General features: G+C 51.9%; 25 protein-coding genes. 20 read left to right on the forward strand and 5 right to left on the reverse strand.

Features of this window, described 5'->3' with window-relative positions; translation table 11 throughout:
- The first annotated feature begins 51 nt into the window (after positions 1–51).
- The 12 genes from PsW64_RS26430 (at position 52) to PsW64_RS26485 (ending at position 11,421) form a co-directional block, all read left to right on the forward strand.
- On the forward strand, positions 52–927 hold the full coding sequence (locus PsW64_RS26430) for a phytanoyl-CoA dioxygenase family protein (protein WP_063295148.1): 876 nt from the start codon (positions 52–54) through the stop codon (positions 925–927).
- A 3-nt stretch (positions 928–930) separates the two neighbouring features.
- Positions 931–1,932: an adenosine deaminase gene (locus tag PsW64_RS26435; protein WP_063286758.1), complete on the forward strand. Its 1,002-nt coding sequence runs from the start codon at positions 931–933 to the stop codon at positions 1,930–1,932.
- Positions 1,933–2,175: 243 nt separating this feature from the next.
- Complete coding sequence (locus tag PsW64_RS26440) at positions 2,176–3,411, forward strand: DUF1688 family protein (protein ID WP_063305558.1); 1,236 nt, start codon at positions 2,176–2,178, stop codon at positions 3,409–3,411.
- A 127-nt stretch (positions 3,412–3,538) separates the two neighbouring features.
- Positions 3,539–4,168, forward strand: a complete 630-nt coding sequence (gene upp / locus PsW64_RS26445; protein WP_057464180.1) for a uracil phosphoribosyltransferase — start codon at positions 3,539–3,541, stop codon at positions 4,166–4,168.
- A 171-nt stretch (positions 4,169–4,339) separates the two neighbouring features.
- The gene (locus tag PsW64_RS26450) at positions 4,340–5,002 is read left to right on the forward strand and encodes a phosphoribosylanthranilate isomerase (RefSeq protein WP_063305559.1); all 663 of its coding nucleotides are present in this window, start codon (positions 4,340–4,342) and stop codon (positions 5,000–5,002) included.
- A 164-nt stretch (positions 5,003–5,166) separates the two neighbouring features.
- A complete protein-coding gene (locus PsW64_RS26455) occupies positions 5,167–5,676 on the forward strand; it encodes a retropepsin-like aspartic protease family protein (RefSeq protein ID WP_208981044.1) in 510 nt (169 codons plus the stop codon).
- A 142-nt stretch (positions 5,677–5,818) separates the two neighbouring features.
- Positions 5,819–6,811, forward strand: a complete 993-nt coding sequence (locus PsW64_RS26460; RefSeq protein ID WP_057464178.1) for an aldose epimerase family protein — start codon at positions 5,819–5,821, stop codon at positions 6,809–6,811.
- 47 nt (positions 6,812–6,858) lie between these two features.
- On the forward strand, positions 6,859–7,908 hold the full coding sequence (locus PsW64_RS26465; protein ID WP_063305560.1) for a histone deacetylase family protein: 1,050 nt from the start codon (positions 6,859–6,861) through the stop codon (positions 7,906–7,908).
- A gap of 250 nt (positions 7,909–8,158) precedes the next feature.
- Entirely contained in the window at positions 8,159–8,602 is a 444-nt protein-coding gene (locus PsW64_RS26470) for a DUF805 domain-containing protein (protein WP_057464176.1), read from the forward strand.
- A gap of 102 nt (positions 8,603–8,704) precedes the next feature.
- Complete coding sequence (dapE, locus tag PsW64_RS26475) at positions 8,705–9,874, forward strand: succinyl-diaminopimelate desuccinylase (RefSeq protein ID WP_063305561.1); 1,170 nt, start codon at positions 8,705–8,707, stop codon at positions 9,872–9,874.
- Positions 9,875–9,898: 24 nt separating this feature from the next.
- On the forward strand, positions 9,899–10,507 hold the full coding sequence (locus PsW64_RS26480; protein WP_063286764.1) for a hypothetical protein: 609 nt from the start codon (positions 9,899–9,901) through the stop codon (positions 10,505–10,507).
- A 95-nt stretch (positions 10,508–10,602) separates the two neighbouring features.
- Positions 10,603–11,421: a DUF2189 domain-containing protein gene (locus PsW64_RS26485; RefSeq protein WP_063286765.1), complete on the forward strand. Its 819-nt coding sequence runs from the start codon at positions 10,603–10,605 to the stop codon at positions 11,419–11,421.
- A 65-nt stretch (positions 11,422–11,486) separates the two neighbouring features.
- Here the strand turns inward: PsW64_RS26485 and truA are convergent, their stop codons facing one another.
- The 4 genes from truA to def form a co-directional block, all read right to left on the reverse strand.
- Complete coding sequence (truA, locus tag PsW64_RS26490; RefSeq protein ID WP_063286766.1) at positions 11,487–12,317, reverse strand: tRNA pseudouridine(38-40) synthase TruA; 831 nt, start codon at positions 12,315–12,317, stop codon at positions 11,487–11,489.
- A 151-nt stretch (positions 12,318–12,468) separates the two neighbouring features.
- Positions 12,469–13,008, reverse strand: a complete 540-nt coding sequence (locus PsW64_RS26495) for a GNAT family N-acetyltransferase (RefSeq protein ID WP_063286767.1) — start codon at positions 13,006–13,008, stop codon at positions 12,469–12,471.
- A gap of 55 nt (positions 13,009–13,063) precedes the next feature.
- Positions 13,064–14,002: a methionyl-tRNA formyltransferase gene (fmt, locus tag PsW64_RS26500; RefSeq protein ID WP_208981055.1), complete on the reverse strand. Its 939-nt coding sequence runs from the start codon at positions 14,000–14,002 to the stop codon at positions 13,064–13,066.
- Positions 14,003–14,141: 139 nt separating this feature from the next.
- Complete coding sequence (gene def, locus PsW64_RS26505; protein WP_063286769.1) at positions 14,142–14,669, reverse strand: peptide deformylase; 528 nt, start codon at positions 14,667–14,669, stop codon at positions 14,142–14,144.
- A 232-nt stretch (positions 14,670–14,901) separates the two neighbouring features.
- Between def and PsW64_RS26510 the strand changes: the two genes are divergently transcribed.
- Positions 14,902–16,125 carry a DNA recombination protein RmuC gene (locus tag PsW64_RS26510; protein WP_208981045.1) on the forward strand — a complete coding sequence of 408 codons (1,224 nt, stop codon included), beginning with the start codon at positions 14,902–14,904 and terminating at the stop codon, positions 16,123–16,125.
- A 4-nt stretch (positions 16,126–16,129) separates the two neighbouring features.
- On the opposite strand, the gene PsW64_RS26515 is transcribed toward PsW64_RS26510, so the two are convergent.
- Positions 16,130–17,047 carry a LysR substrate-binding domain-containing protein gene (locus PsW64_RS26515; RefSeq protein WP_063305563.1) on the reverse strand — a complete coding sequence of 306 codons (918 nt, stop codon included), beginning with the start codon at positions 17,045–17,047 and terminating at the stop codon, positions 16,130–16,132.
- 172 nt (positions 17,048–17,219) lie between these two features.
- On the opposite strand from PsW64_RS26515, the gene PsW64_RS26520 reads away from it, so the two are divergent.
- From PsW64_RS26520 to cpaB, 7 genes are all read left to right on the forward strand, one after another.
- Positions 17,220–17,645 (forward strand): VOC family protein, encoded by a 426-nt coding sequence (locus PsW64_RS26520; RefSeq protein ID WP_057464166.1) that lies wholly within the window; start codon positions 17,220–17,222, stop codon positions 17,643–17,645.
- A gap of 10 nt (positions 17,646–17,655) precedes the next feature.
- The gene (locus tag PsW64_RS26525; RefSeq protein ID WP_063305564.1) at positions 17,656–18,654 is read left to right on the forward strand and encodes a carbon-nitrogen hydrolase family protein; all 999 of its coding nucleotides are present in this window, start codon (positions 17,656–17,658) and stop codon (positions 18,652–18,654) included.
- A 255-nt stretch (positions 18,655–18,909) separates the two neighbouring features.
- Positions 18,910–19,908 carry a carbon-nitrogen hydrolase family protein gene (locus PsW64_RS26530; protein ID WP_063305565.1) on the forward strand — a complete coding sequence of 333 codons (999 nt, stop codon included), beginning with the start codon at positions 18,910–18,912 and terminating at the stop codon, positions 19,906–19,908.
- A gap of 89 nt (positions 19,909–19,997) precedes the next feature.
- Positions 19,998–20,942 (forward strand): 2-hydroxyacid dehydrogenase, encoded by a 945-nt coding sequence (locus tag PsW64_RS26535; protein ID WP_063305566.1) that lies wholly within the window; start codon positions 19,998–20,000, stop codon positions 20,940–20,942.
- Positions 20,943–21,074: 132 nt separating this feature from the next.
- On the forward strand, positions 21,075–21,290 hold the full coding sequence (locus PsW64_RS26540; RefSeq protein WP_063291355.1) for a hypothetical protein: 216 nt from the start codon (positions 21,075–21,077) through the stop codon (positions 21,288–21,290).
- 108 nt (positions 21,291–21,398) lie between these two features.
- Positions 21,399–21,911, forward strand: coding sequence for an A24 family peptidase (locus PsW64_RS26545; RefSeq protein ID WP_057464161.1), 513 nt, complete (start codon positions 21,399–21,401; stop codon positions 21,909–21,911).
- A 230-nt stretch (positions 21,912–22,141) separates the two neighbouring features.
- A complete protein-coding gene (gene cpaB / locus PsW64_RS26550; protein ID WP_063305567.1) occupies positions 22,142–22,921 on the forward strand; it encodes a Flp pilus assembly protein CpaB in 780 nt (259 codons plus the stop codon).
- The last annotated feature ends 9 nt before the right edge of the window (positions 22,922–22,930 follow it).

Genomic DNA, 22,930 nt, shown 5'->3' on the forward strand with positions numbered 1-22,930 from the left:
TGAGGATGCTGGGAGAGGCATCCGTCGTGTTACATGAGAGGGGAATGCAGCATGCAGGCTCGCACGTTTACTGCACAGCAAGATGGAAGCTTAACGCCTGAGATGAAGCAGGCGTTTGAAGAGGACGGCTTCCTCGTTCTTGAAGGATTTGCATCGCCGGAAGAGTGCGATCAGTTGAAAGCACGCATGGCTCACCTGATTGACGAGTTTGACCCGTCAACAGTCGCGTCCGTGTTTGAAACCAATGCGCAGACGCATGCGAAGGACGCTTATTTCCGTGAAAGCGGTGATAAAATCCGTTTCTTCTTCGAGGCAGAAGCATTTGACGAAAATGGTGCTCTGACCAAAGACAAACATCAGGCACTGAACAAAGTCGGTCATGCTCTGCATGACTATGACCCTGTGTTTGAACAGTTTTCACGCTCCCCGAAAATGGAACGCGTGGCCAAAGATATCGGACTGACAGAGCCACTGCTCGCTCAGTCCATGTACATCTTCAAACCGCCTCACATCGGCGGAGAAGTAAACAACCATCAGGACTCCACATTCCTCCACACAGCGCCGTTGACCTGCACAGGCTTCTGGTTCGCTTTGGAAGATGCGGATGAAACCAACGGTGGTTTGTATGGCGTTCCAGGTGGTCATCAAGGACCGCTTCGCAAACGCTTCCATTACAACGGCGAAGGCCTTGTGATGGAGACCCTAGACGAAACCCCACTCGAAAAATCTGCAGATGATGCGGCGCCACTTGTTGCCCCCAAAGGGACCCTTGTTATCCTTCACGGACTTGTGCCGCACAAATCTGCTCCGAACCGCTCTGATAAGTCCCGCCATGCCTATGCTGTACATATGGTAGACGGAACCGCAAAATGGTCGGATGACAACTGGATTACTCGGGCTAAAGACAAGCCAATGCACGGATTTTAAGAAATGAGACCAAAGCAGAACGTGGTGCCACGTGCCGAACTGCACTGCCACATTGAAGGTGCAGCACCTCCAACGCTCGTAAGAAAGCTGGCTCAACGCTATGATGTAGATCTGGGTGATCTGTTCGACACCAACGGAGCCTACAGCTGGCATGACTTTACCACCTTTATTCAGCAGTACGATGTTGCAGCATCTCTGTTCCGCCGCCCGGGCGATTATGCAGAACTGGCTGAAACCTACTACAAGATGCTGGCAGCTGAAGGCGTGATCTATGCGGAGGTGTTTATCTCTCCTGATCATGCAATCAAAGCAGGCCTGAGCTACAATTCCTATCTGGAAGGCCTCATAGCCGGTCTTGAACGCGCAAAAGCTGACACAGGCATCGAAGGTCGTCTGGTTCCACTCGGCGTGCGTCATGAAGGCGCTGAATCCGTTGAAGGCGCAGTCAAGGCTGTCATCGACAACCCACACCCAATGGTAACAGGCTTCGGTCTGGCTGGTGACGAGCGCATTGGCCCGGCAAAGGATTTCGAAAAAGCCTTCGCTATGGCCCGTGAAGCTGGTCTCGGCCTCACAGCCCATGCTGGTGAGTTCGGTGGTGCTGAAAGCGTGCGTGATGCACTGGATTATCTGAAGATCACCCGTATTGGTCACGGTGTGCGTGCCGTAGAAGACGACGCACTGGTTCAGCGTCTTGTGGATGAGGAAATCACCCTTGAGGTATGCCCGCATTCCAACATTGCGCTCGGTGTCTACTCAAACCTGCGCTTCCATCCGGTAAACATGCTGCGTCAGGCAGGTGTGCGTATCACTCTCAACTCCGATGATCCGCCATTCTTCCACACAACGCTTGGCCACGAGTATGTTGAAACATCTCGTGTGTTTGGCTGGACGCGTGACATCCAGAAATCCATCACAAAGAATGCGCTGGAAGCAGCGTTTGTTGATGAGGAAACCCGTGCTGTTCTTCTAAAGCGTTTGGACACTTTAACTGAAGAAGCATGAGTTTTTGCTTGAGTTGAGTGTGCATAAGCAGGAAAACTGGCATAGCCGGGTTTCTTATGCTCAAAACCTCAGAGCATAGATTGCAAAAAGCCCGTACCTTCATAAAAAGGTGCGGGCTTTATAGCGTAGATCACTGGGGCATTTTAGGCTTCGGGGCAGACGTTGCATAAGGCCCACTCCGGCAAACCAGAAATACGAGTGCTTTACAGGCCTCACTAGGCAAAACGATAGGAACCGACGAAGATGGAGATGCAAGCATCGCAGGCTTTGTCCTTGCTCAACGCAAAAGCAGTACGTGAACGCTCACATGTGCTTTTGGAGCTGGGATTGCAGGGCGAACTTGAGCATTTTGCTGTTGATCTGTCTCACCTTGCAGAAGCTGCCCGCAGAACACTCGCTGCAACCGACAACACCTATCCAGACCGGCAAATTCCGTTTCATGCCCGCTGGCGCCAGTTTGAGACCGGCGGTATCGACCGTTGGGGAATGCTGGCTGGTGCGCGACGCTTTTCTGATGTGCAGGGCATGGGTCGAGCAGCCTGCGATCTGGCAATTGTTTCAGCGCTGCTTGATGCCGCCGCTGGTGAGCACTGGACGTATCGCGAAGCAATCACCAATGAGACCTTCAAGCACTCTGAAGGATTGGCGATCGGTTCACTGGCCATGTTCTCAGCTGGCTTCTTTTCTCACGAGCCGCTGGACCCGCTCAGGGCAGATGCCATCACCTTGTTCCGTTTGGACAAAGATGAGCTCGCAGAAGGCCTACAAATCACAGAGAAGAACCAGCTCATCGGGCTGAATGGGCGACTGTCTTTGCTGAACCGTCTGGGAGAGGCTGTTTCTCTTCGTGATGATCTGTTTGGTAAAGAAGATGAGCCACGTCCGGGCGGTCTCTTTGATATCCTCTATGAGGAAGGGCAAACGGGTCCTCTGGATGCAGAACGTATTCTGGAGCTGGTTCTGGATGGATTAGGGCCGATCTGGCCCAATCGTGAGCAGATCGATGGTGTAATCCTCGGGGACACATGGCGTCATTCCAAGGTCACAACTCAGGACAAAACCACCAATCTTGTCCCTCTTCACAAACTTTCTCAATGGATTGCTTATTCTTTAGTTGAACCTCTGTCGTGGGCTGGTATTGAGATGACAAACATTGATGGTTTGACTGGCCTTGCTGAGCATCGCAATGGCGGATTGTTTTTGGACACGGGCGTGCTGCGCCTGAAAGATCAAAAGCAGTCCCTGAACAAACACGAAGTAAGCAGCGAGCTGGTTGTTGAATGGAGAGCACTCACGATCGCTCTTCTCGATAAGCTCGCGGATTGGATTCGGGCAGATTTGTCTGTCTCCCGGGATCAGCTTCCACTGGCATGTGTGCTGGAAGGTGGGTCTTGGGCTGCAGGACGACAAATTGCCCTTGAAAAACGAGGTGATGGATCTCCACCCCTGATGATTATCAGTGATGGAACCGTTTTTTGATCTATAACCTTTCGTCAATCGCACCTGAGAATATCAGGTGCCTAACTAAGACACGCACTGCCATGTACATGCTGACAAAAGGCAGCTGCATATAAAAGACCCGACTGGGTTGAAAAAGAGGAACACGATGTCCGGCGCAACCGTAATCGCACACCCGCTGGTCCAGCATAAGCTGACCCACATGCGGAGAAAAACAACCCCGACGCAGGACTTCCGCCGCTTGCTGCGCGAAATCTCTTTGTTGCTGTGCTACGAAGTAACACGCGACCTGAAGATGACCACCCAATCCATCGAGACACCAGTTGCTGAAATGGATGCACCGGTTCTGGCTGGTAAAAAGCTTTGCTTCGCCTCCATCCTGCGTGCTGGTAACGGCCTGCTGGAAGGCATGCTTGAGCTGATCCCATCTGCACGCGTTGCACATATCGGTCTCTACCGCGATCCTAAGACCCTTGAAGCCGTTGAATACTACTTCAAAGCGCCTCAAGAGCTGGAAGAGCGTCTGGTGATCGTTGTTGACCCAATGCTGGCAACTGCAAACTCTGCGATTTCTGCTGTAGACCGCCTGAAGAAGCGCGGCGCAAAGAACATGGTGTTCGTTTGCTTGCTGGCTGCTCCTGAAGGTGTTGCGCGCTTCAACGAAGCACATCCTGACGTGCCAATCTACACTGCGTCCATCGATGAAAAGCTCAACGAAAAGGGCTACATCATCCCGGGTCTCGGTGATGCTGGTGACCGGATGTACGGTACAAAATAAACTTTCTTGGTTTAGAAGCGTCAGGCATCAGGTCTGGCGCTTTTTTCTTGAAGGCATCCTCAAGAAATACAGACAGAAATACCGGAGACGATACGCATCTCAAAACTGTGTATTCGTCCTTTATGAGGTGTAGACCGTGTTGTAAGGTCATGCGCGCAAGGGGATGATGGAATGCCAAATAAAGCTCGTACCCGTTTGAAGGTTTGCTGTATTTCAACTTCGGGTGAAGCAGCCACCGCTGTTGCTTGCGGCGCCGATGCTGTCGGTCTTGTTGCCCACATGCCGTCCGGTCCCGGTGTGATCGAAGATGACCTCATTCTCAATATTGCCCGGCAAGTCCCGCCAGCTGTCGCAACCTGGCTCCTCACATCACGCACCACTGCAAAAGACATCGTCGAGCATGTGCTCACCTGCGGCACCAACACGGTTCAAATTGTCAAACCAATTGATCCGGGCGAATATCAGGAACTGCGCTTGGACCTGCCTGCCTGCACACGCATCGTGCAAGTTGTTCATGTCGAAGATGAGTACTCCTTTGAAATCGCACAGGAATATAACCGCGTTGCGGATGCGGTTCTGCTCGATTCAGGCCGCCCTTCAGAAAATGAACTCGGCGGAACAGGCCGAACGCACAACTGGGATCTAAGTCGCCATATTGTCGAGAAGCTCGATATTCCGGTATTCCTTGCCGGTGGGCTAACCCCTCAGAACATCATCGAAGCAGTTGAGACTGTAAAACCCTACGGCGTAGATGTTTGCAGCGGCGTACGTGTGAATGGTCGCCTCAACCGAACTCGACTGTCAGAATTTGCTGCGGCAATCGCCTGTACCTGAGTTCTAGGTAGATCTCCGGAAATCTTAGGTTTTTAATTAGAATTCTTGCCTTTTTCTTCGGCTCGGCTGTATACCTATGAAAAGTAATGGGCAAAACACTGAGTGATCTCTGAACACGGCGAAAGACCGGGATGTTGTGGTGCCCAGAAGATGTGGGGGCGCACGTGCAACGTTATATCTGGGTCATGGTTGTCGTCATTTGTGTCGCGTTGATCGTACCCAAGGTGCTCGAAGAGCGCTTGCTGGGCGTCGTTGAGGTGCACGAATCTCAGCCAGTAAACGAACCTCAGAAAACCTCAAAACGCATCACCAGAATTCGCAAGTCTCCCAACGGCCACTTCATGGCGACCATCAAGATCAATGGTCACAAGACCTCGGCTCTGATTGATACGGGTGCAAGTTTGCTCGCTATACCTTACAGCATCGCACGTAAGGCTGGCATAAGGGTGCGCAACGAAGATTTCACTGTCGAAGTGCGCACAGCAAACGGCATCACGTCGGGGGCATCAGCCTCTATTTCAAATCTCTATCTGGGTTCAATTCATATACGCAACGTTAAAAGCCTAATCCTTAAAGATGAAGCGCTCTCACAGGTGCTTTTAGGGATGTCTGCGTTGAACAGGCTTGGCAAAATCACGCTCGGCAACAAAGAGCTCGTGATCGCACCAAGATAACCAAAAAAATAAACCCTGCTTTCTGCTGCTCTTAGACTGGCGGTATCCTTTTGTCTTGCTTGTACGAATTCTCGTTTCATAGGAGGTTGGTATGGAATGAATGACCTGAGGGGAGGCAGGTCTGCAATGGAAAGGGAAAGCAGTGGCTATTCGTGATTTCGGTGAACTGGAAAACCGGGAAATTGTCAAAGAAGTGACACTGCATGGCGGCAACCTTACCGCAAGCATCCTCACCTATGGCGCCACAGTTCGCAGACTGCAACTGGGAGATCGCGACCTGACGCTCGGCTTTGACAATCTGCGCGACTATGAACTCCACTCCCCGCACATGGGCGCGACTGCAGGCCGCTGCGCCAACCGCATTGCAAGCGGTTGTTTCTCAATTGGCTCTGAAGAATTTCAGCTCTCTGTGAACGAAGGCGGACGACATCACCTGCACGGTGGGCACAAAGGCTTCGCCCATCGGATCTGGACCATTGAAGAAGCCAGCGAGGACAGTGTTTTGCTCTCTTTGGAATCTCCGGATGGCGAAGAGGGATATCCGGGCACTGTCCAGATCACCTGCCGCTATACCCTGACCAAAGACAACACGCTGCGCATCGAATTCTCCGGCACCACAGACAAGCCAACCCTGCTGAATCCGGCGCACCACAGCTACTTCAATCTGGGCGATCATGAGGATGTTACCAGGCATCAGATCATGATTCCTGCGCGCTCTTACCTCCCTGTTTCTGATCAGCTGATCCCGACTGGTGAGATCGTTGATGTCGCGGGAACACCCTATGATTTCCGTGAGATGCGCGAGATTGCCGACGCGCAGGATTCACGCTTCGATAACAATTTCTGCCTCAGGCAGTTCCGTCTGAAAAAGCCTGAGCTATCCGCTGTGGTGTTTGAGCCTGAGACCGAGCTCAAGATGGAAGTCTGGTCAACTGAACCCGGCATCCAGTTCTACGACGGCAGTTCCCTCAATACCCCGGTTCCGGGCTTTGGCGGCAAAATGTATGGCCCAAGAGCGGGTCTGTGTCTGGAACCTCAATGCTGGCCAGACAGTCCAAACCATGAAGAATTTGCGTGTTCCACGCTTCAACCCACTGAGCACTATCTACAAGTAACCGAGTACCGTTTCATCTGATGTGCAAAGGAGAGACAGCACATCAGTTGTTGTAAAGGACGATAACAGTGAAGACCATTTTCTCACCTGATCAGCTGTTGCATGCCCCGACCAAAGAAATCTCTGATGGGCAGTTGGTTCCCGCCAATGAGATCCCATCTCGTGCCGAAATTATTCTTGCGCACCTCAAAAAAGCGCAGTTCGGTGAGGTGCTTACACCAAATGAGTTTTCTCTGGACCCAATCCTGAAGGTACATGATGCGGATTATGTCACCTTTCTGCAGGATTTCTGGAAGCTTTGGCTGGCAGAAGGGCGCACAGTAGAAGAGGTCTTCCCGTTCGTCTGGCCCGTACATGGTCTCAGACATGACATTGTGCCGGATCACATCGACGGAAAGCTTGGTTTCTACTCGTTCGATGCTGGCTCTCCCATGGGCGAACACACATGGGTCGCAGCGCGCAAAAGTGCGGAAACTGCTCTGACAGGGGCGGAATTGATCCTGTCAGGTGATAACTCCGCCTTCGCACTCTGTCGTCCTCCGGGCCACCACTCACATCGTCGCCTTTATGGTGGCTATTGTTTCCTGAACAATGCAGCGATTGCCGCGCAATACCTGCGAGATCAAGGCGTTGCCAAGGTCACGGTCTTTGACGTGGATTACCACCATGGCAACGGTACTCAGGCAATCTTCTATGACCGCGCTGACGTGCAGTTCCTCTCCATCCATGCAGACCCGAAGGTTGAGTTTCCTTATTATCTCGGCCATGCGAATGAGCGGGGCTTGAAAGAGGGCGCAGGGTACAATCACAATTATCCTCTGCCACACGGCACTGCATGGGCTCAGTGGGAGGAGGCGATGGAAGACGCCTGCCACTCCATCGAGAAGTTTGCGCCGGATGTCATCATAGTCTCTCTGGGCATGGATCCGTATGAGAATGATCCGATCTCTCAGTTTAAGCTGAAGAGGGATGATTTCACAAAAATCGGTGCCCGCATTGCCAAACTAGGTAAGCCAACCTTGTTTGTGATGGAGGGCGGATACGCTGTTGGGGATCTGGGCATCAATTGCACCAAAGCACTAAGCGGATATCTCGATACTGTGAAGGTTGGCTCCTAATCAGCTAACACGCTCAGAAACCTATGTTTTATGTAGTGACGGGGAAAGATCTTTCCCGCCACTTGTGTCTTGCCGCAATGCCCCTCTTGAAAGCGGCCCACAATATGCGTACATCCTTGCGAACTGAAATTTCTTAAAGCGTATTCCCGTAAGGTGGGGAACGGTTTACGGATAACAACACGCGAGACCACGAGGGATTAGAGCAGCACAGCCAGTCTGACGAAAGGCGGCTGCTTTAAGTGATCAAAGAATGCCAGAGCAAAATCTAAGAAAAACAAGCCTTCTGTGGTTATTTTGCAATCCGTTTGGACGCATCTCCAAAGGCGTCTACTGGCTGGCAACGGCACTGATCTTCTGTGTTTTATCCATCGCAGTAAATGTCGCCACAAGTTCGCTTGCCGACACCTATATCGAAAACGGAACATCAGATCTCACATTGGCACAAGCCTACAGTGACCTGCTGACTACAAATCCGTTGCTGTACCCATTGCTGCTTATCGCAAACTTTATGGTGTTCATGCTGGTGATCAAGCGGTTACAGGACCGTGGTGTCACTGGTTTCGTTGCACTGACACTCTTCTTGCCATTCCTGAATCTTCTCGTGCCAATCATTGTTGGTTTCCTCAAGAGCCAGGAAGGCCCGAATAAATACGGTCCGGCATCCAACACCCGCCCATTACAACGCAAAAAATAAGTGTTTATGTTGAGATTTTGCGTTGCTATGTGCCAGTGAAAATCACGAAGTGCTGGCAACTCGTGATTGACCATCAGGCACAGCACAGCTAAATCTCGAGGTATGACTGATACGCTTTCTCCTGCGGTACAGATCTGCCGCGACCTAATCCGCTGTCCAAGTGTCACGCCAGCTGAAGGTGGTGCTCTCACCACGCTTGAAAAGCTGCTCGCTGGCGCCGGTTTCAACGTCTCCCGTGTGATGTTCTCCGACGAGAACACGCCCGACATCGAGAACCTGTTTGCAACCATTGGCTCTGGCAAACCACACTTCGTGTTTGCAGGCCACACTGATGTTGTGCCAGTCGGAGATGAAGCAGCCTGGACCCACGGTCCGTTCGACGGCACCATCGCAGATGGCATGCTTCATGGACGCGGAACCGCAGATATGAAAGGCGGCGTAGCAGCGTTTGCCGCTGCTGCAATCGACTATGTTAAAGCGCATCCAGATGGAATTCCCGGCCAAATCTCCTTCCTGATCACAGGCGATGAAGAAGGTCCGGCAATCAATGGCACCGTTAAACTGCTGGAATGGGCCAAAGAGCAGGGACATGTGTTCGATGCCTGCATTGTTGGTGAACCAACCAATCCGGATGCGCTGGGAGATGCGATCAAAGTTGGCCGCCGCGGGTCACTGACGGGCACTGTCAAAGTCAACGGAACTCAAGGCCACGTTGCCTATCAACATCTTGCGGACAATCCGGTCCCAGGCATGCTCAAGCTACTGAGTGCCGTTGCTGAGGTTAAGCTCGACAAAGGCAACGAGCGGTTCCAGCCATCCAATCTGGAAATCACAACTGTTGATGTTGGCAACACCGCAACCAACGTCATTCCAGCCCACGTCATGGCGAAATTCAATATTCGCTTCAACGATCAATGGTCTGTCAGCTCACTGAGCCAGCACATCGAGAAGCTTTTAAATGATGCGGCCCCGGACGGCCTCGACTGGAGCATAGAGTTTGCCAGAGAAGCCACCGACAGCTTCCTGACTCATGATGAAGCGTTGATCCAGACCTTGTCTGATTCCATCAAGACGGTCACTGGTCGCACACCAGAGCTGTCCACTGGCGGCGGAACCTCAGATGCACGCTTCATCAAGAACTATTGTGCTGTAGTTGAGTTCGGCCTTGTTGGTCAGACCATGCACAAAGTTGATGAGCACGTTGCTGTGGCTGACATCGAGCAGCTCGCAGACATTTACCTCCGCTTCCTGCAAGATTACTTTCAGGCATAAGCTAATAAGGAACAGGGTGTTGTGATGGTTCTTGGCACACAGGAAATTCGCCAGTCCTGCATTGCATCCTGGAGGATCATGAAGGGCGAGACGGAAGCGTTGCAGCAGTTTGATCTGTCTGCAGATGGCTTCTGGCGCTCCTTTCTGGTCATCTTCCTCCTGCTTCCGTTCTATCTGCTGAGTCTGATCGCAGAGCATGCGTTGATGGTTGAGCATTTCACCACGCAGGGACAAGAGAGCACTGAGATGGTTGCTGGGGGCTTCCAGCTGTATTTCGGTAAATTCCTCTCCCTGTTTGTCGACTGGATCACATTCCCGATCGTTGTTGGGCTTCTCGCTGGATCGTTGGGGCTGAAACGCAACTACGGACCATACATCATCGTCCGCAACTGGAGCACGCTCATCATCCTGCTCCCGCAGACGCTGCTGTATCTGCTTTATATGGCGGGGCTCATTCCCTCAGAACTGCTGATCATGTTGACCTTCCCGATCATCGGGTGGGTGCTGTGGTACAGATTCCAGATTGCCCGTGTTGCAGGGGACTGCAGCTTCTCAATCTCGATTGGTCTGGTGGTTCTGGATCTGGTGCTTTCCATCCTGATCAGTGCGTCGCTTGACCGACTATTTGCGTAATAATACCTATTTTTCACGCACCCCTTTAAATTTTCAGTAGCGCTCATCCCAGTTTCCGCGCACACTTAACGTGGAGGAAAATTGGGAGGGACGGAATGTCAGACAATCATCTGACTGTGCCTGCGGGTGCGCAAAACTCACAGCACAAACTGGCGAAACCGATCGTGCGTCAGGTTACTCTGGAGGATATAACAAGCTCCCTGAAGCTTGGAATTCTGGACTTTGTGAAGACGCCTGTTATTGGCCTGACCTTTGGCGCCTTCTTTGTCGTCGGAGGGGTACTGGTCACGCTGCTCTCGTTCTGGGTGGACATGAGCTACATCAGCTACCCACTGGCCTGTGGCTTCCTGCTTCTGGGACCATTTGCAGCTTTAGGGCTCTATGAGGTTTCCAGACGACTGCAGGCAGGCGAGACACCGCGCATGAGCGGCCTGTTTACGCTGATGTGGGAGCAACGCCGCGGTGAAATTGCCTGGATGGCCTTTGTCGTCATCTTCATCCAGTTCCTATGGATGTTTAAGGTCCACCTGTTGCTGGCCCTCTTTTTGGGAATGCAGGGCTACGGCACATTTCTGCAGTTTGCGCAGACGATCTTTGAGACCTCTGATGGTCTCCTGTTTCTGTTGGCTGGTCACCTTGTCGGAGCGTTTTTCGCCATGCTGCTGTTCGCAGTCAGTGTGGTGTCATTCCCGATGCTGCTGGACACGGAAGTGGATTTTGTGACTGCAATGATCACAAGCTTCAAGGTGGTGACGGGAAGCCCGGTGATCATGGTAGGCTGGGGATTGCTCATCACAGCGATATTGATGGCTTCAATGATCCCTATGTTTGTTGGCTTGCTGGTTACATTGCCAGTGCTCGGCCACACAACATGGCATCTTTACAAACGGGTCGTGTCATTCGAAGAAAAGTAAGACCTTGTGTAACCGGAGGTGGACGGCCTCCGGTTTCCTAACGACTTAACGGAATGAAGAGAGACTTAGTCTTCTTCATCCGCTGGGGCTTCATCAGCACCAACGTTTTTCAAGCTGTCCTGATAGGCAAGGAACGACGCTTCATCCTCTTCCGGGGTGCGATAATCGACCTGCGTAAGATACAGCCCCTCAGGCACGGCAACAGGGCCGCACGCCTGTCTGTCACAGGCTTCCAGTGCTGCTCTCAGATCGTCCTTAGTCCAGCGGCCTTCACCCACAAGACGAAGGCTACCCACCATGGAACGAACCTGATTGTGCAGGAAGGAGCGGGAGCTGCATTCAAGGAAGACATGATAGCCTTGACGATAAACGCAGATGCGCTCCATCGTCTTCCACGGGCTCTTCGCCTGACAACGCGTATGGCGGAAGGTCGTGAAATCATGATGACCCAGCAGCACTTGCGCAGCGTCGTTCATGGCCTCTGCATCCAGCTCTGGCTTCACATGCCATGCCAGCCCAAGGTCGTGTGTCAGCGGCTCAAGACGGTTTGCGATCTTAAAGCGATAATGACGGCGGATTGCTGAAAACCGGGCATCAAAGCCCAGACCTGCCTTTTCACAAGCCAGAATAGCAACAGGGTCCGGTTGCGCATGAAAGTTCAGCGCATTCTTCACGGTTTCTGCAGGCCAATCCTTTGCAAGGTCCAGATGCGCCACCTGACCGGTCGCATGCACACCAGAGTCCGTGCGTCCGGCACCGCCAATGGTCACTGTCTCACCCGTGAAGGACTTGATTGCGCGCTCAATAACACCCTGGGCTGTCGGCCCGTTGTCCTGACGCTGCCAGCCTACAAAAGGGCGTCCGTCATAATCAATGGTAATTTTGTAACGCGGCATTCTTGCTCTTTGCAAAGGTTAGGCAAGCAGACTGTAAGCCAGTTTGCAGGGCGTGAGGCAGGCATGAACCTGCAGGATATCTCTGAAATTTGCGCTGTACTATCAGATTTGAATGGGCAAGGCCAGACCCGACAGTGAGGCGTAAAGGAACCTACTCGAACTCTCGGAAAGGTGTGGCATAGGTAACCTCAACCGGCAGGTCTTCTCGTCCTGCCTGCGTAAAAGGCAATGCCATGAAGATTGACCCGGCATAGGGTCCTTGCACCTTCTTTGCCAGCTCGCTGTCAAAACCAAAGCGGGAGTAGTAATCAGGAGCCCCTAACACCAGAACCAGGTCTTCCCCCAGTCCCTGCAAGTCATCCAATGCTTCCTGAATGAGCTTTGTGCCAACACCTTTGTTTTGAGAGGATGGATCAACGCAAACCGGTGCAAGGCAGCTGATTTTCAGGCGGTGTCCTTCTCCCGTTCCCGTCACACGGGAAAATGCAAGGTGGCCGAGCAGCTTACCGTCATCGTCCGTCGCAATTCGTTCAAGAACCAGCGCACCACAAGCACGCAGTCGCTCAACCAGGCGTCCTTCGTTGCTCTGCCCAAAGGCTTTGACGAGCAAAGACAAAATCGCAGGCTCGTCATTCTTTTCAGGCGTACGGAGACCAACTTGATCCTCTCCAATCTGGTGGAACTCAACCATGATGCCTCCGTGCTTCCTGATGTTTCTTAAGAAAAGCCTATCTGATTAAACAGGGTCAGGAAACCGTGTCTCCGGCACTAAGCTTAGAGCCACGTAAAAATTCATCAGCAGACATCGCCTTTTTGCCCGCTCGTTGAACCTGAACCAGCTTGATCGCACCAGAACCGCACGCAATCGTCAGCGTGGTCTCATCAACAACCAGGACCTCTCCAGCAACGCCTGAACCTTCAGCGACACTGCTGCGCAGGATTTTCACGCGCTCAGGGTTCTTGCCGCCCAAATCCATCTCACACCATGCGCCGGGGAATGGAGAAAGGCCGCGAATGTGATTGTGCACCTGCTCAGCTGGCAAAGACCAGTCAATGCGCGTCTCGCTCTTCTGGATCTTCTTGGCGTAGGTCACGCCCTCTTCAGGTTGAGGCGTAGCACCAAGACCACCACGAGACAGAGCAGACAGCGCGCGCATCATCAAATCACCGCCCAAAGCAGACAGACGGTCATGCAACTCGCCTGCTGTCATGTCTTCAGTAATCGCAACGGTTTCAGACATGCACACAGGGCCAGTATCTAGCCCTTCTTCCATCTGCATCACCTGAATGCCAGATGCCTTGTCGCCAGCCATGATCGCCCGGTTAATCGGCGCAGCACCGCGCCAGCGTGGAAGCAAAGAGGCATGGCCATTCAGACAGCCGTGCTCAGTGCCTTCTAAAATGGCTTTTGGCAGTAACAGGCCATAGGCCACAACAACAGCGACATCAGCTTCAAACGAGCGGAACCGTTCCTGTTCCTCTTCGCTTTTCAGGGAGGTTGGCGTAAAGACAGGAATGCCAAGGCTTTCAGCAGCTTCATGAACCGGCGTCTTCTTCAGCTCCATACCGCGTCCGGCCTTGCGTGGGGGCTGCGAGTAACAAGCGACCACATCCCAACCTTGCCCGACGATCTCAAAGAGAGTTGGAACGGAGAAATCAGGAGTACCCATAAAGATGACGCGCAATGACATAGCTGACCTGCCTGGCTGTAATTCTTGTGTTCCAGACTTAATGCGTCAGCTGGTAGGGAAGGACAAGGAAAAAACAACAAAAAAAGCGGCTCTCCAAAGAAGGCCGCTTATTCAGCTTGCAGTACTGAGTTGATCAGGCTTGTTTTGCCTGCTTGATCATCTTCTTCACGATCCGGTCACGCTTCAGTCGGGACAGGTAATCGATGAACAGCACACCGTTCAGATGGTCCAGCTCGTGCTGAATGCAGGTAGCCAGCAAACCGCCAGCTTCAATTTCCTGCTTCTCACCGTCGATGTTGAGGAAGGAAACGCGCACTTCGCTTGGGCGCTCAACATCCTCGTAAACGCCAGGAATGGACAGGCAACCTTCCTGATAAGTGCTCTTCTCCTCAGATGACCACGTGATCTCTGGGTTGATGAACACCATTGGCTCTTTCTCGACGGAATCGTCTTCTTCGCTCTCGCGCTCTGCAACATCAAGAACGAACATACGTTTCAAAACGCCAATCTGACTTGCAGCAAGGCCAATGCCCGGCGCGTCATACATGGTCGCCAGCATATCGTCGGCAAGTTTTCTGATTTCGTCGTTGATGTCTTCAATCGGAGCGCACTTCTCGCGAAGGCAGTTTTCCGGGACAAATTTTATCTCGCGAATCGTCATAATTACTTTTGAAGTTGTTCTCGTTGCAAAGCTGTCTGCTCAACGTGAGGCCAGCTGATAGTGTTGTTTAGGCTTCATATCCTCTTATGAGAACTTTGCCAAGTCGTTGACTATAGGCTTTTGGCTAGCAGCATTTAATGGATACTCCCCATCAATTGAAGGATGTGGGTTGCAGTGCATCCAAGAAAGCTGAGAGGTATCGCGGTCTTGCAAAGTGTTCTATGTTTGTTTCATGGAACAGACAGTCTTCACATACGGTGCATTCACCCTCTCATATATTCAGGCAACCATAGTTACTGGAGGCCTTTTTTTCCTTTTGCTGCTCATCTGGATCATGAGCCTGCGGGCAAAACTGAACAGAGTGCGTGGTACATCGGTGCTGGAGCAAAAGCGGGCAGAGGATACCGAAGCTGCCTTGGCAAACCTAGTGCGCTCTCAGGGTGAAATGACAGGCCGCATGCAAACCATGGCAGAAGTGTTTGGCTCCCGTCAGTCAGATCTCATGCGTGTGGTGAATGATCGTCTGGATGGTCTTGGAAAAACGCTGGGTGCGTCTGTTCTGGAAACCCACCGCCAAACCCACGCCAGCCTCACGGGCCTGCAAGAACGTATGGCACTGCTCGACAAAGCGAATAAAACCATGGGTGAGCTGGCAGGGCAGGTGACTGACCTACAGATGGTCTTGAACGACAAACAAACCCGCGGCGCATTCGGCCAGGGGCGTATGGAGGCAATCATTGATGACGCATTGCCACCAACAAGCTTCTCGTTTCAAAGCACACTCTCCAACCGCTCGCGGCCCGACTGCCTGATCCATATGCCGACGGGTGCACCACCGCTGGTGGTGGATGCCAAATTCCCTCTGGAAGCTTTTGCTGCAATCAAGGATGCCGAAACCAAGCAAGACCTGAAAGAAGCAGCTGCTCGCTTCCGAAAGGATATCTCTAAGCATCTGGAAGACATCGCAGGCAAGTATTTGCTTCCGGGTGAGACGCAGGACACGGCGCTGATGTTCGTTCCCTCCGAAAGCCTTTTTGCGGAGATCCACGAAGGCTTCCCGGACCTGACGCAGAAAGCCCACCGCCTGCGCGTGGTCATCGTATCACCGTCTCTGCTTGTCCTTGCTGTGCAGGTGATCCAGTCTGTGCTGCGCGATGCCCGCATGCGTGAACAGGCTCACTTCATTCAGGCTGAAGTTGGTAAGCTCCTGCTGGATGTTGGACGTCTGACGGAGCGTGTCTCCAAACTGCAAAACCACTTTGCGCAGACCAACAAGGATCTGGATCAGATCATGATCTCAGGCGACAAAATCGGCAGCCGGGCTCGTAAGATTGATGAGATGCAATTGGGCGGCAAAGCAACAGACCACGTCTCATCATCCGCATCTCAAGCCCCTCAAACAACACACCTGGCAGAAGATGAGTTGCCATCACCCTTTCAGTTTGATCGGCGATAAGCAGCTACTCGATCTGTAGAAGATGATCACGCAAGGCCGCCACTGCCGGACGCCTCCAGACAGCTGAACTTCCAACGATGTAATAGGTGTTCCCTGTCATATGCCGTGCAGGGACTGGCTCGATCAGCGTTCCATCTGCCAGATCTTTCTCAATCAGCAATGAAGGAAGCAAGGCAAGGCCAAGCCCCTGACGTGCCGCCTCCAGAACCATGAAAAAGTGCTCAAAGGAGAGGGAAGTATCTCCAGGCAGGTAGCTTGATAGCTTGTGTGCCTCCGCCCAGTATTCCCAACTGCCAAGCCGCGTGGAATGAATGAGGCGGGGCAGACCTAGAAGGTCTTTTATACTCGCCGGTTTTGCTTCTCCCAAAAGGCTTGGGTGACAAACCAAAACCATCTCTTCATCACAAATCCGGTGACTTTCCAGAGCAGGCCAACTGCCACGCCCAACAGTAAGCGCCACATCCACACTGGACGGATCCCAGTTAACTGGATCCTTATGACCAGCTGAAAAGTCGGCTGGAATGGTAACAAGATCAACGCTGATAGCAGGATAGGCCCGCTTAAAGCCTTTGATCCGCTCCATAAACCAGAGATTGGCGAGTGAGGGAAGCGTGCCGATACGCAGCTGACCAGAGACTGAACCCTTCAGCTCATGCTCAAGATCCTCCACCAGCTTCAACGCGTTCTTGGCCTTCTGGCTCAGCAGCAACCCATCTTGAGTAAGTGCCAGCGTTTTTCCCTGACGGGAAAACAACACCAACCCCAGCTGCTCTTCCAAATTCTGAATGCGGCGGGACACAGCGCCTTGCGTGATGCCAAGCTCCCGTGCCGCGCGGGTAAAGCTCCCATGCCGTGCTGCTGCATCAAAAACAGGAAGAACGGCAAGGATCTGCGAAGTGATCGAAAGACTATGTCGGCTCATGCTATGAGTTTAACTCATGTCTATGTGACTGTCATTGGTCTATCTATGAGGTTTTACGTAGTTTAAAACAACTCCAACATGAGTTTTGAGTATAGATCTTATTCTAGGTAAGTGGCCCTCAATGCCCCTACCTGAATACGGTTTTTAGTTTGAAAATAAGGTGAGGCTGAACATGGCGCGTCCATTCCATCTGGCATTTCCGATTGATGATCTGGAACAAACCAAAGCGTTCTACATGGGCGTGCTTGGGTGTAAACAGGGCCGTGAACTTGAAGGCAAATGGGTCGATTTTGACTTGTTTGGACACCAGATGTCCGCGCACCTTCGTGAAAAATCACAATTTCCCCTTGGAGTCACTGGTGTTGTTGATGGAGATGCAGTTCCCATTCCTCATTTTGGCGTTGTTTTGCCAATGGATGAATGGAAGACGCTTGCTGATCGACTGAAAACACATGAAACTATTGAATGGTTGCTGGAACCGAAAATCAGGTTTGAAGGGCAACCGGGAGAGCAGGGAACTTTTTTCATCAAAGATCCCTCGGGCAATGCTCTCGAATTCAAGGCATTCGCCAGTGACTCTGACATTTTCGCAACCTGAGTAGATCCCCATGGAAATTTTAGAAGCAACACATACAACACAAAATCCTGCCGAATCTGACCGGATCAAAGTCGCGCTCGCACAGATCGCTCCGGTCTGGTTGAAGCGAGAAGAAACACTGAAAAAAGTGGCTGATGCAGTAGAGCTCGCAGGCAAACAGGGCTGTCAGCTTGTCACCTTCGGCGAAGCACTGGTCCCGGGCTACCCGTTCTGGATTGAACGCACCGACGGGGCACGTTTCAACGATCCAAAGCAAAAAGCGATTTACGCGGAATACCTTGAGCAAGGCGTAGTGATTGAAGACGGCCATCTCGATGGCATCTGTGCGATCGCCAAGAAATACAACATCGCTGTGTATCTCGGCGTCATGGAGCGTGCTGCAAACAGAAGCGGTCATAGTCTCTATTGCTCGCTGGTCTACATCAACCAGAATGGTGAGATCGGCTCCTCGCACCGCAAGCTACAACCAACCTTTGAGGAGCGCCTTGCCTGGGCACCGGGCGATGGCAACGGCCTGCGTGTTCACCCGCTGGGCCGCTTCACCGTGGGTGGCCTCAACTGCTTCGAAAACTGGATGCCGCTATCCCGCGCTGCCCTTTATGCGCAAGGAGAAGACCTGCATGTCGCAGTTTGGCCAGGTGGACTACACAACACCGAAGACACAACCCGCTTTGTTGCCAAAGAAAGCAGAAGCTATGTGATCTCGGTATCCGGCCTCATGCGCCCAACGGACTTCCCGAAAGACACGATGGAACTTGCCAAGATCCTTGAGAACAGCGATGACTTTCTCGCAAACGGCGGCTCCTGCATCTCTGCGCCAGATGGGTCTTGGGTTGTTGAGCCGCAAGTCGGTAGGGAAGTTCTGATTACAGCAGAATTGGACCATGCCGTGGTACGTGGTGAACGCCAGAATTTTGACCCAACGGGTCATTACAGCCGACCAGATGTGACACGCTTGATCGTTGATCGGAAACGTCAACAACTCGCGGATTTCATCGACGCTGAATAAAATTAAGTACTCAGGCAGATTTATTGGGGCAGGGTTTTGATTAGCTTAGGTTTTGTCTCTCAAAAAATTCAGTAAAGTTGAGGGATACGACCAGCTACAGGCACCCCTGCCTCATAGTAAGATCAAGACTTGAAATAACAGAATCTCAAAGCAGGTAATGCTGACGTGCTTCAGTGCCTGAATGATAGACTCTGTTGTTTGCAGCCCCGCCAAACCCGAGTGTGATCTTCGCATCTGCAAGCTGAGTATTGAATTATGGAAATTTTGGAAGCAACGCATTTATCTCCCGACCCGTCCGCATCTGACAAAATCAAAGTCGCCCTCGCGCAGATCGCTCCAGTCTGGCTGAAGCGTGAAGCGACCTTGGACAAAGTGATTGATGCGGTAGAGCTTGCTGGCAAGCAGGGCTGCCAGCTTGTTGCATTTGGAGAGACATTAGTGCCGGGCTATCCGTTCTGGATTGAACGCACAGACGGTGCACGCTTCAATGATCCAAAGCAAAAAGCCATGTACGCCAAATGCCTTGATCAAGCCGTGGTGATTGAGGAGGGTCATCTGAATGCTGTCTGTGCAGCAGCAAAGAAGCACAGCATTTCCGTGTATCTCGGTGTTATGGAGAGAGCAGCAAACAGAAGCGGGCATAGTCTGTACTGCACACTGGTCTACATTGATCAAAACGGAGAGATCGGCTCTTCCCATCGCAAACTGCAGCCAAGCTATGCTGAACGTCTTGCGTGGGCACCGGGAGATGGCAACGGTTTGCGTGTCCATCCGTTGGGCCGTTTTACAGTTGGTGGCCTGAACTGCGCTGAAAACTGGATGCCCTTGTCACGTGTCGCCCTGTATGCGCAAGGAGAAGACCTGCACGTGGCCGTCTGGCCGGGTGGCCTGCGGAACACAGAGGATCCAACACGTTTTGTTGCCAAAGAAAGCAGAAGCTACGTACTATCAGTCTCAGGGCTGATGCGTGCTGCAGACTTTCCAAAGGATACGCCAGAACTAGCAGAAATACTCGATAACAGTGGTGAGTTTCTCGCTGATGGTGGGTCCTGTATCGCTGCGCCTGATGGATCATGGGTGGTCGCACCACAGGTAGGCAAAGAACTCCTGATCACAGCAGAATTAGATCACGCATTGGTGCGGGCTGATCGCCAACTCTTTGACCCGACCGGTCATTACAGCCGACCGGATGTCACACGTCTCGTCGTCGATCGTAAGCGCCAACAGCTTGTTGAATTCGTCGACTCTGAATAAAACAAATCGCAGATTGATATATTACAACGTATTTGTGAGATAAGCCTGCTGGTTCTCAAACAAAAATACGCTCAACAACGGAGTGCCTCATGAACCTGGTCTTATCTCTCAAAAGCTTCAACGAACCTGAGTGGATCGACCGTTTGCAGGCACTTCTTCCCAATCGAAAGATTGAGGGCTGGAACGGCGGCGTCGCTGAGCCCGAAAAAGCAGAATATCTCCTTGCCTGGAAACCGGACCCTGCCGTCTTTTCTGCCCTGCCAAACCTCAAGGTGATCTTTTCACTGGGCGCAGGTGTCGATCATCTGACCTCATTGCCGGAACTCCCCAACCTCCCGTTGGTCCGGATTGTTGACCCAGACCTCACCAGCCGCATGACAGAATGGGTGGTCTTCCAAACGTTACTCCACCATCGCCAACATTTAACCTATGCCGCTCAGCAGGAAGCAGGTGTTTGGAATGGACACAGGCAGTGGGCGGCAAAGGACGTACGCGTTGGTATTCTGGGTCTTGGCGAGCTGGGGTTGGATTCAGCAAAAGCCCTCAAAGCGCTGGGCTTCAACGTTGCCGGGTGGTCTCGCTCGCCAAAAGATGTAGACGGCATTGAGAGCTTTGCCGGTGAAGACCAGCTTGAGGCGTTCCTTAATCGTACTGATATCCTGATCAATCTGCTGCCCTCAACACCTGCCACGCACAAGCTGGTCAATGCAGAGCGATTGGCCATGTTGTCTCAATCTGGCGCATTAGGAGGGCCTGTCTACATCAACGCTGGACGTGGTGCGACACAGGATGAAGCTGCGATCGACACAGCTTTGACATCCGGCCAGCTCAAAGGTGCCAGCCTTGACGTGTTCGCAATCGAGCCTCTGGCTGACACAAGTCCTCTCTGGCAGCAGAGAAATTGCATCATCACACCACATGTGGCAGCTGAGAGCGACCCGCAAGCTCTCTCCGAATATGTTGCCCAGCAAATCAAGGGATTTGAGCGAGGTGAAGCGCTCGAGAACCTAGTTGATTTGGAAGTCGGGTATTAAGTTCACCTGATTCTTGATGAAACCTTAGTTTAGAGTGCCAAATAACGGAAGAAGTTGAGTGCGGAGATCAATCTAAGGTTTAGCTGCAAGGAGTAGCATCAAACACAACTATAACAATTAAGTTGTGACCTGATGCTCTCCATAATCCGAGGTTTGTTCCAGCGAGATCTGGGCAGCGCGACTATTGAATTCAGCCTCATCTCTGGCCTCATCGCTCTGGCGATTCTTGCCATGGTGTCCGCACCAACGCTCACCAGCACCTCTTTTATTGCTAAGAATACCAGTGCGCAGCCAAACGCAGCCGAGCGTGATCTTCAATTGTGGGAACTGGTGAAGCCAAACAATTAAATTTGTAAATAAATGAATTTTAGCGAGACAAAACTACCAAGTGTTAAGGCCTTCTTTGGAATTACCCTTGCAAAACCATAACATGGTATTTGTGGGGGAGATCACGACATGATTGCAAATGGACTATTGATCATTTTTCCATTGCTGCTTGCAATCGCCGCATTCTTTGATCTCTTCACAATGACGATTCCGAACAAGCTCAACCTGATTATAGTCGTTGCCTTTGTCAGTCTGGCCTTCTTATTGCAATTGCCCCTAGAACAGGTTGGCATGAGCTTCGCACTCGGCTTCGGTGTGATGGTTGTCGGCTTCGGTCTGTTCGCGCTCGGTGTTATGGGCGGCGGTGATGTGAAGTTCCTCGCTGCAATCTCTCTTTGGCTCGGTCTCTCGATGAACATGCTGGACTTTATTTTGCTGACCAGCATTTATGGCGGAGCATTAACACTGGTTATCCTGGCCTTGCGTAGGGTTCCGTACTTTCCGCAGTTCATGCAGGGGCAGGAATGGCTCTTAAGATTGCATGACAGAAAAGCAGGCGTTCCATACGGGATTGCAATCGCAATTGCGGGGATTCAGGTGTACCCGAAGACCTTCTGGTTTGCTCAAATTCCAACTTTCTGAGCATTTCGCGAGCAAATCATCTTAGTAAAGTATTAATGTTTTGAACTAGTGTGCTTTCACTGGAGCTAACCTATTGCTGTTCATGCATATTCCTAATTTGACTCTATGCACATAAGTAAAAAATACAAATGTAGTGATGTTACGGAATATTAACTATGTCTTGACAATTTTTGCTCAAATTAGGGTTAACGAATGCTGCTTAGCTAAATCTCTTAGAGGGTGGGTGCCACATGAAGGCCTCCAGATTACTAGTTTTAATTATCGCTTTAAGCGCCGGTGGGTTGGCCGCCTGGCTGAACCTGTCTTCTGGTTCCCGGGAGCAGTCGCCAACCATTGTTGCTCCAGTACAAGAAATTCCGTCACTGGATATTCTTGTTGCAGCGCAGGATCTCAAAGTCGGTACATCTCTTACCCAAGGCGATTTAGCTTGGGCTAAATGGCCAGAAGAATCTGTAACTGATGGCGTAATCTTGCGCGGCTCAAGCCCAAATGCAGATGAAGAATTTCTGGGACAGATTATCAAAGCAGCGATGTTCAGCGGCGAACCAATCCGTGCAGAGCGTCTCATTGATACGGACAAAGGCTTCCTGGCAGCGATCCTCCCAAAAGGAAAACGCGCCGTTGCTGTTCCGGTTGATGCAGTCTCTACCGCAGGTGGTTTCATCCTTCCAGGAGACAAGGTTGACGTGCTGATCAGCATGCAAGCCAAAAAACGCGAAGACGGCTTCATCAGTGAAACGCTCCTCGAGAATATCAAGGTGCTCGCTATCGATACCACGACGGCCTCTGAAAACAGTGAGAAGGCGATGTCTCCAGACCAGACAGCTACACTGGAACTCTTGCCCCACGAGGCTGAGGCTATCGCTCGCGCAACCCAGATGGGAACTCTCTCGCTCTCATTGCGCAGTGCTGCAGATTCCAGAGACGGTTTGAAGCAACCGCCGCGCGTCAAAGGTGGTGTGAAGTTCGTAAAATACGGGATTGCCTCCCAGTCTGTTAACGGAAATTAGTAGGTAAAC

The organism is Pseudovibrio sp. W64 (genome assembly GCF_001623145.1).
In the GTDB taxonomy this organism is placed as follows: Bacteria; Pseudomonadota; Alphaproteobacteria; order Rhizobiales; family Stappiaceae; genus Pseudovibrio.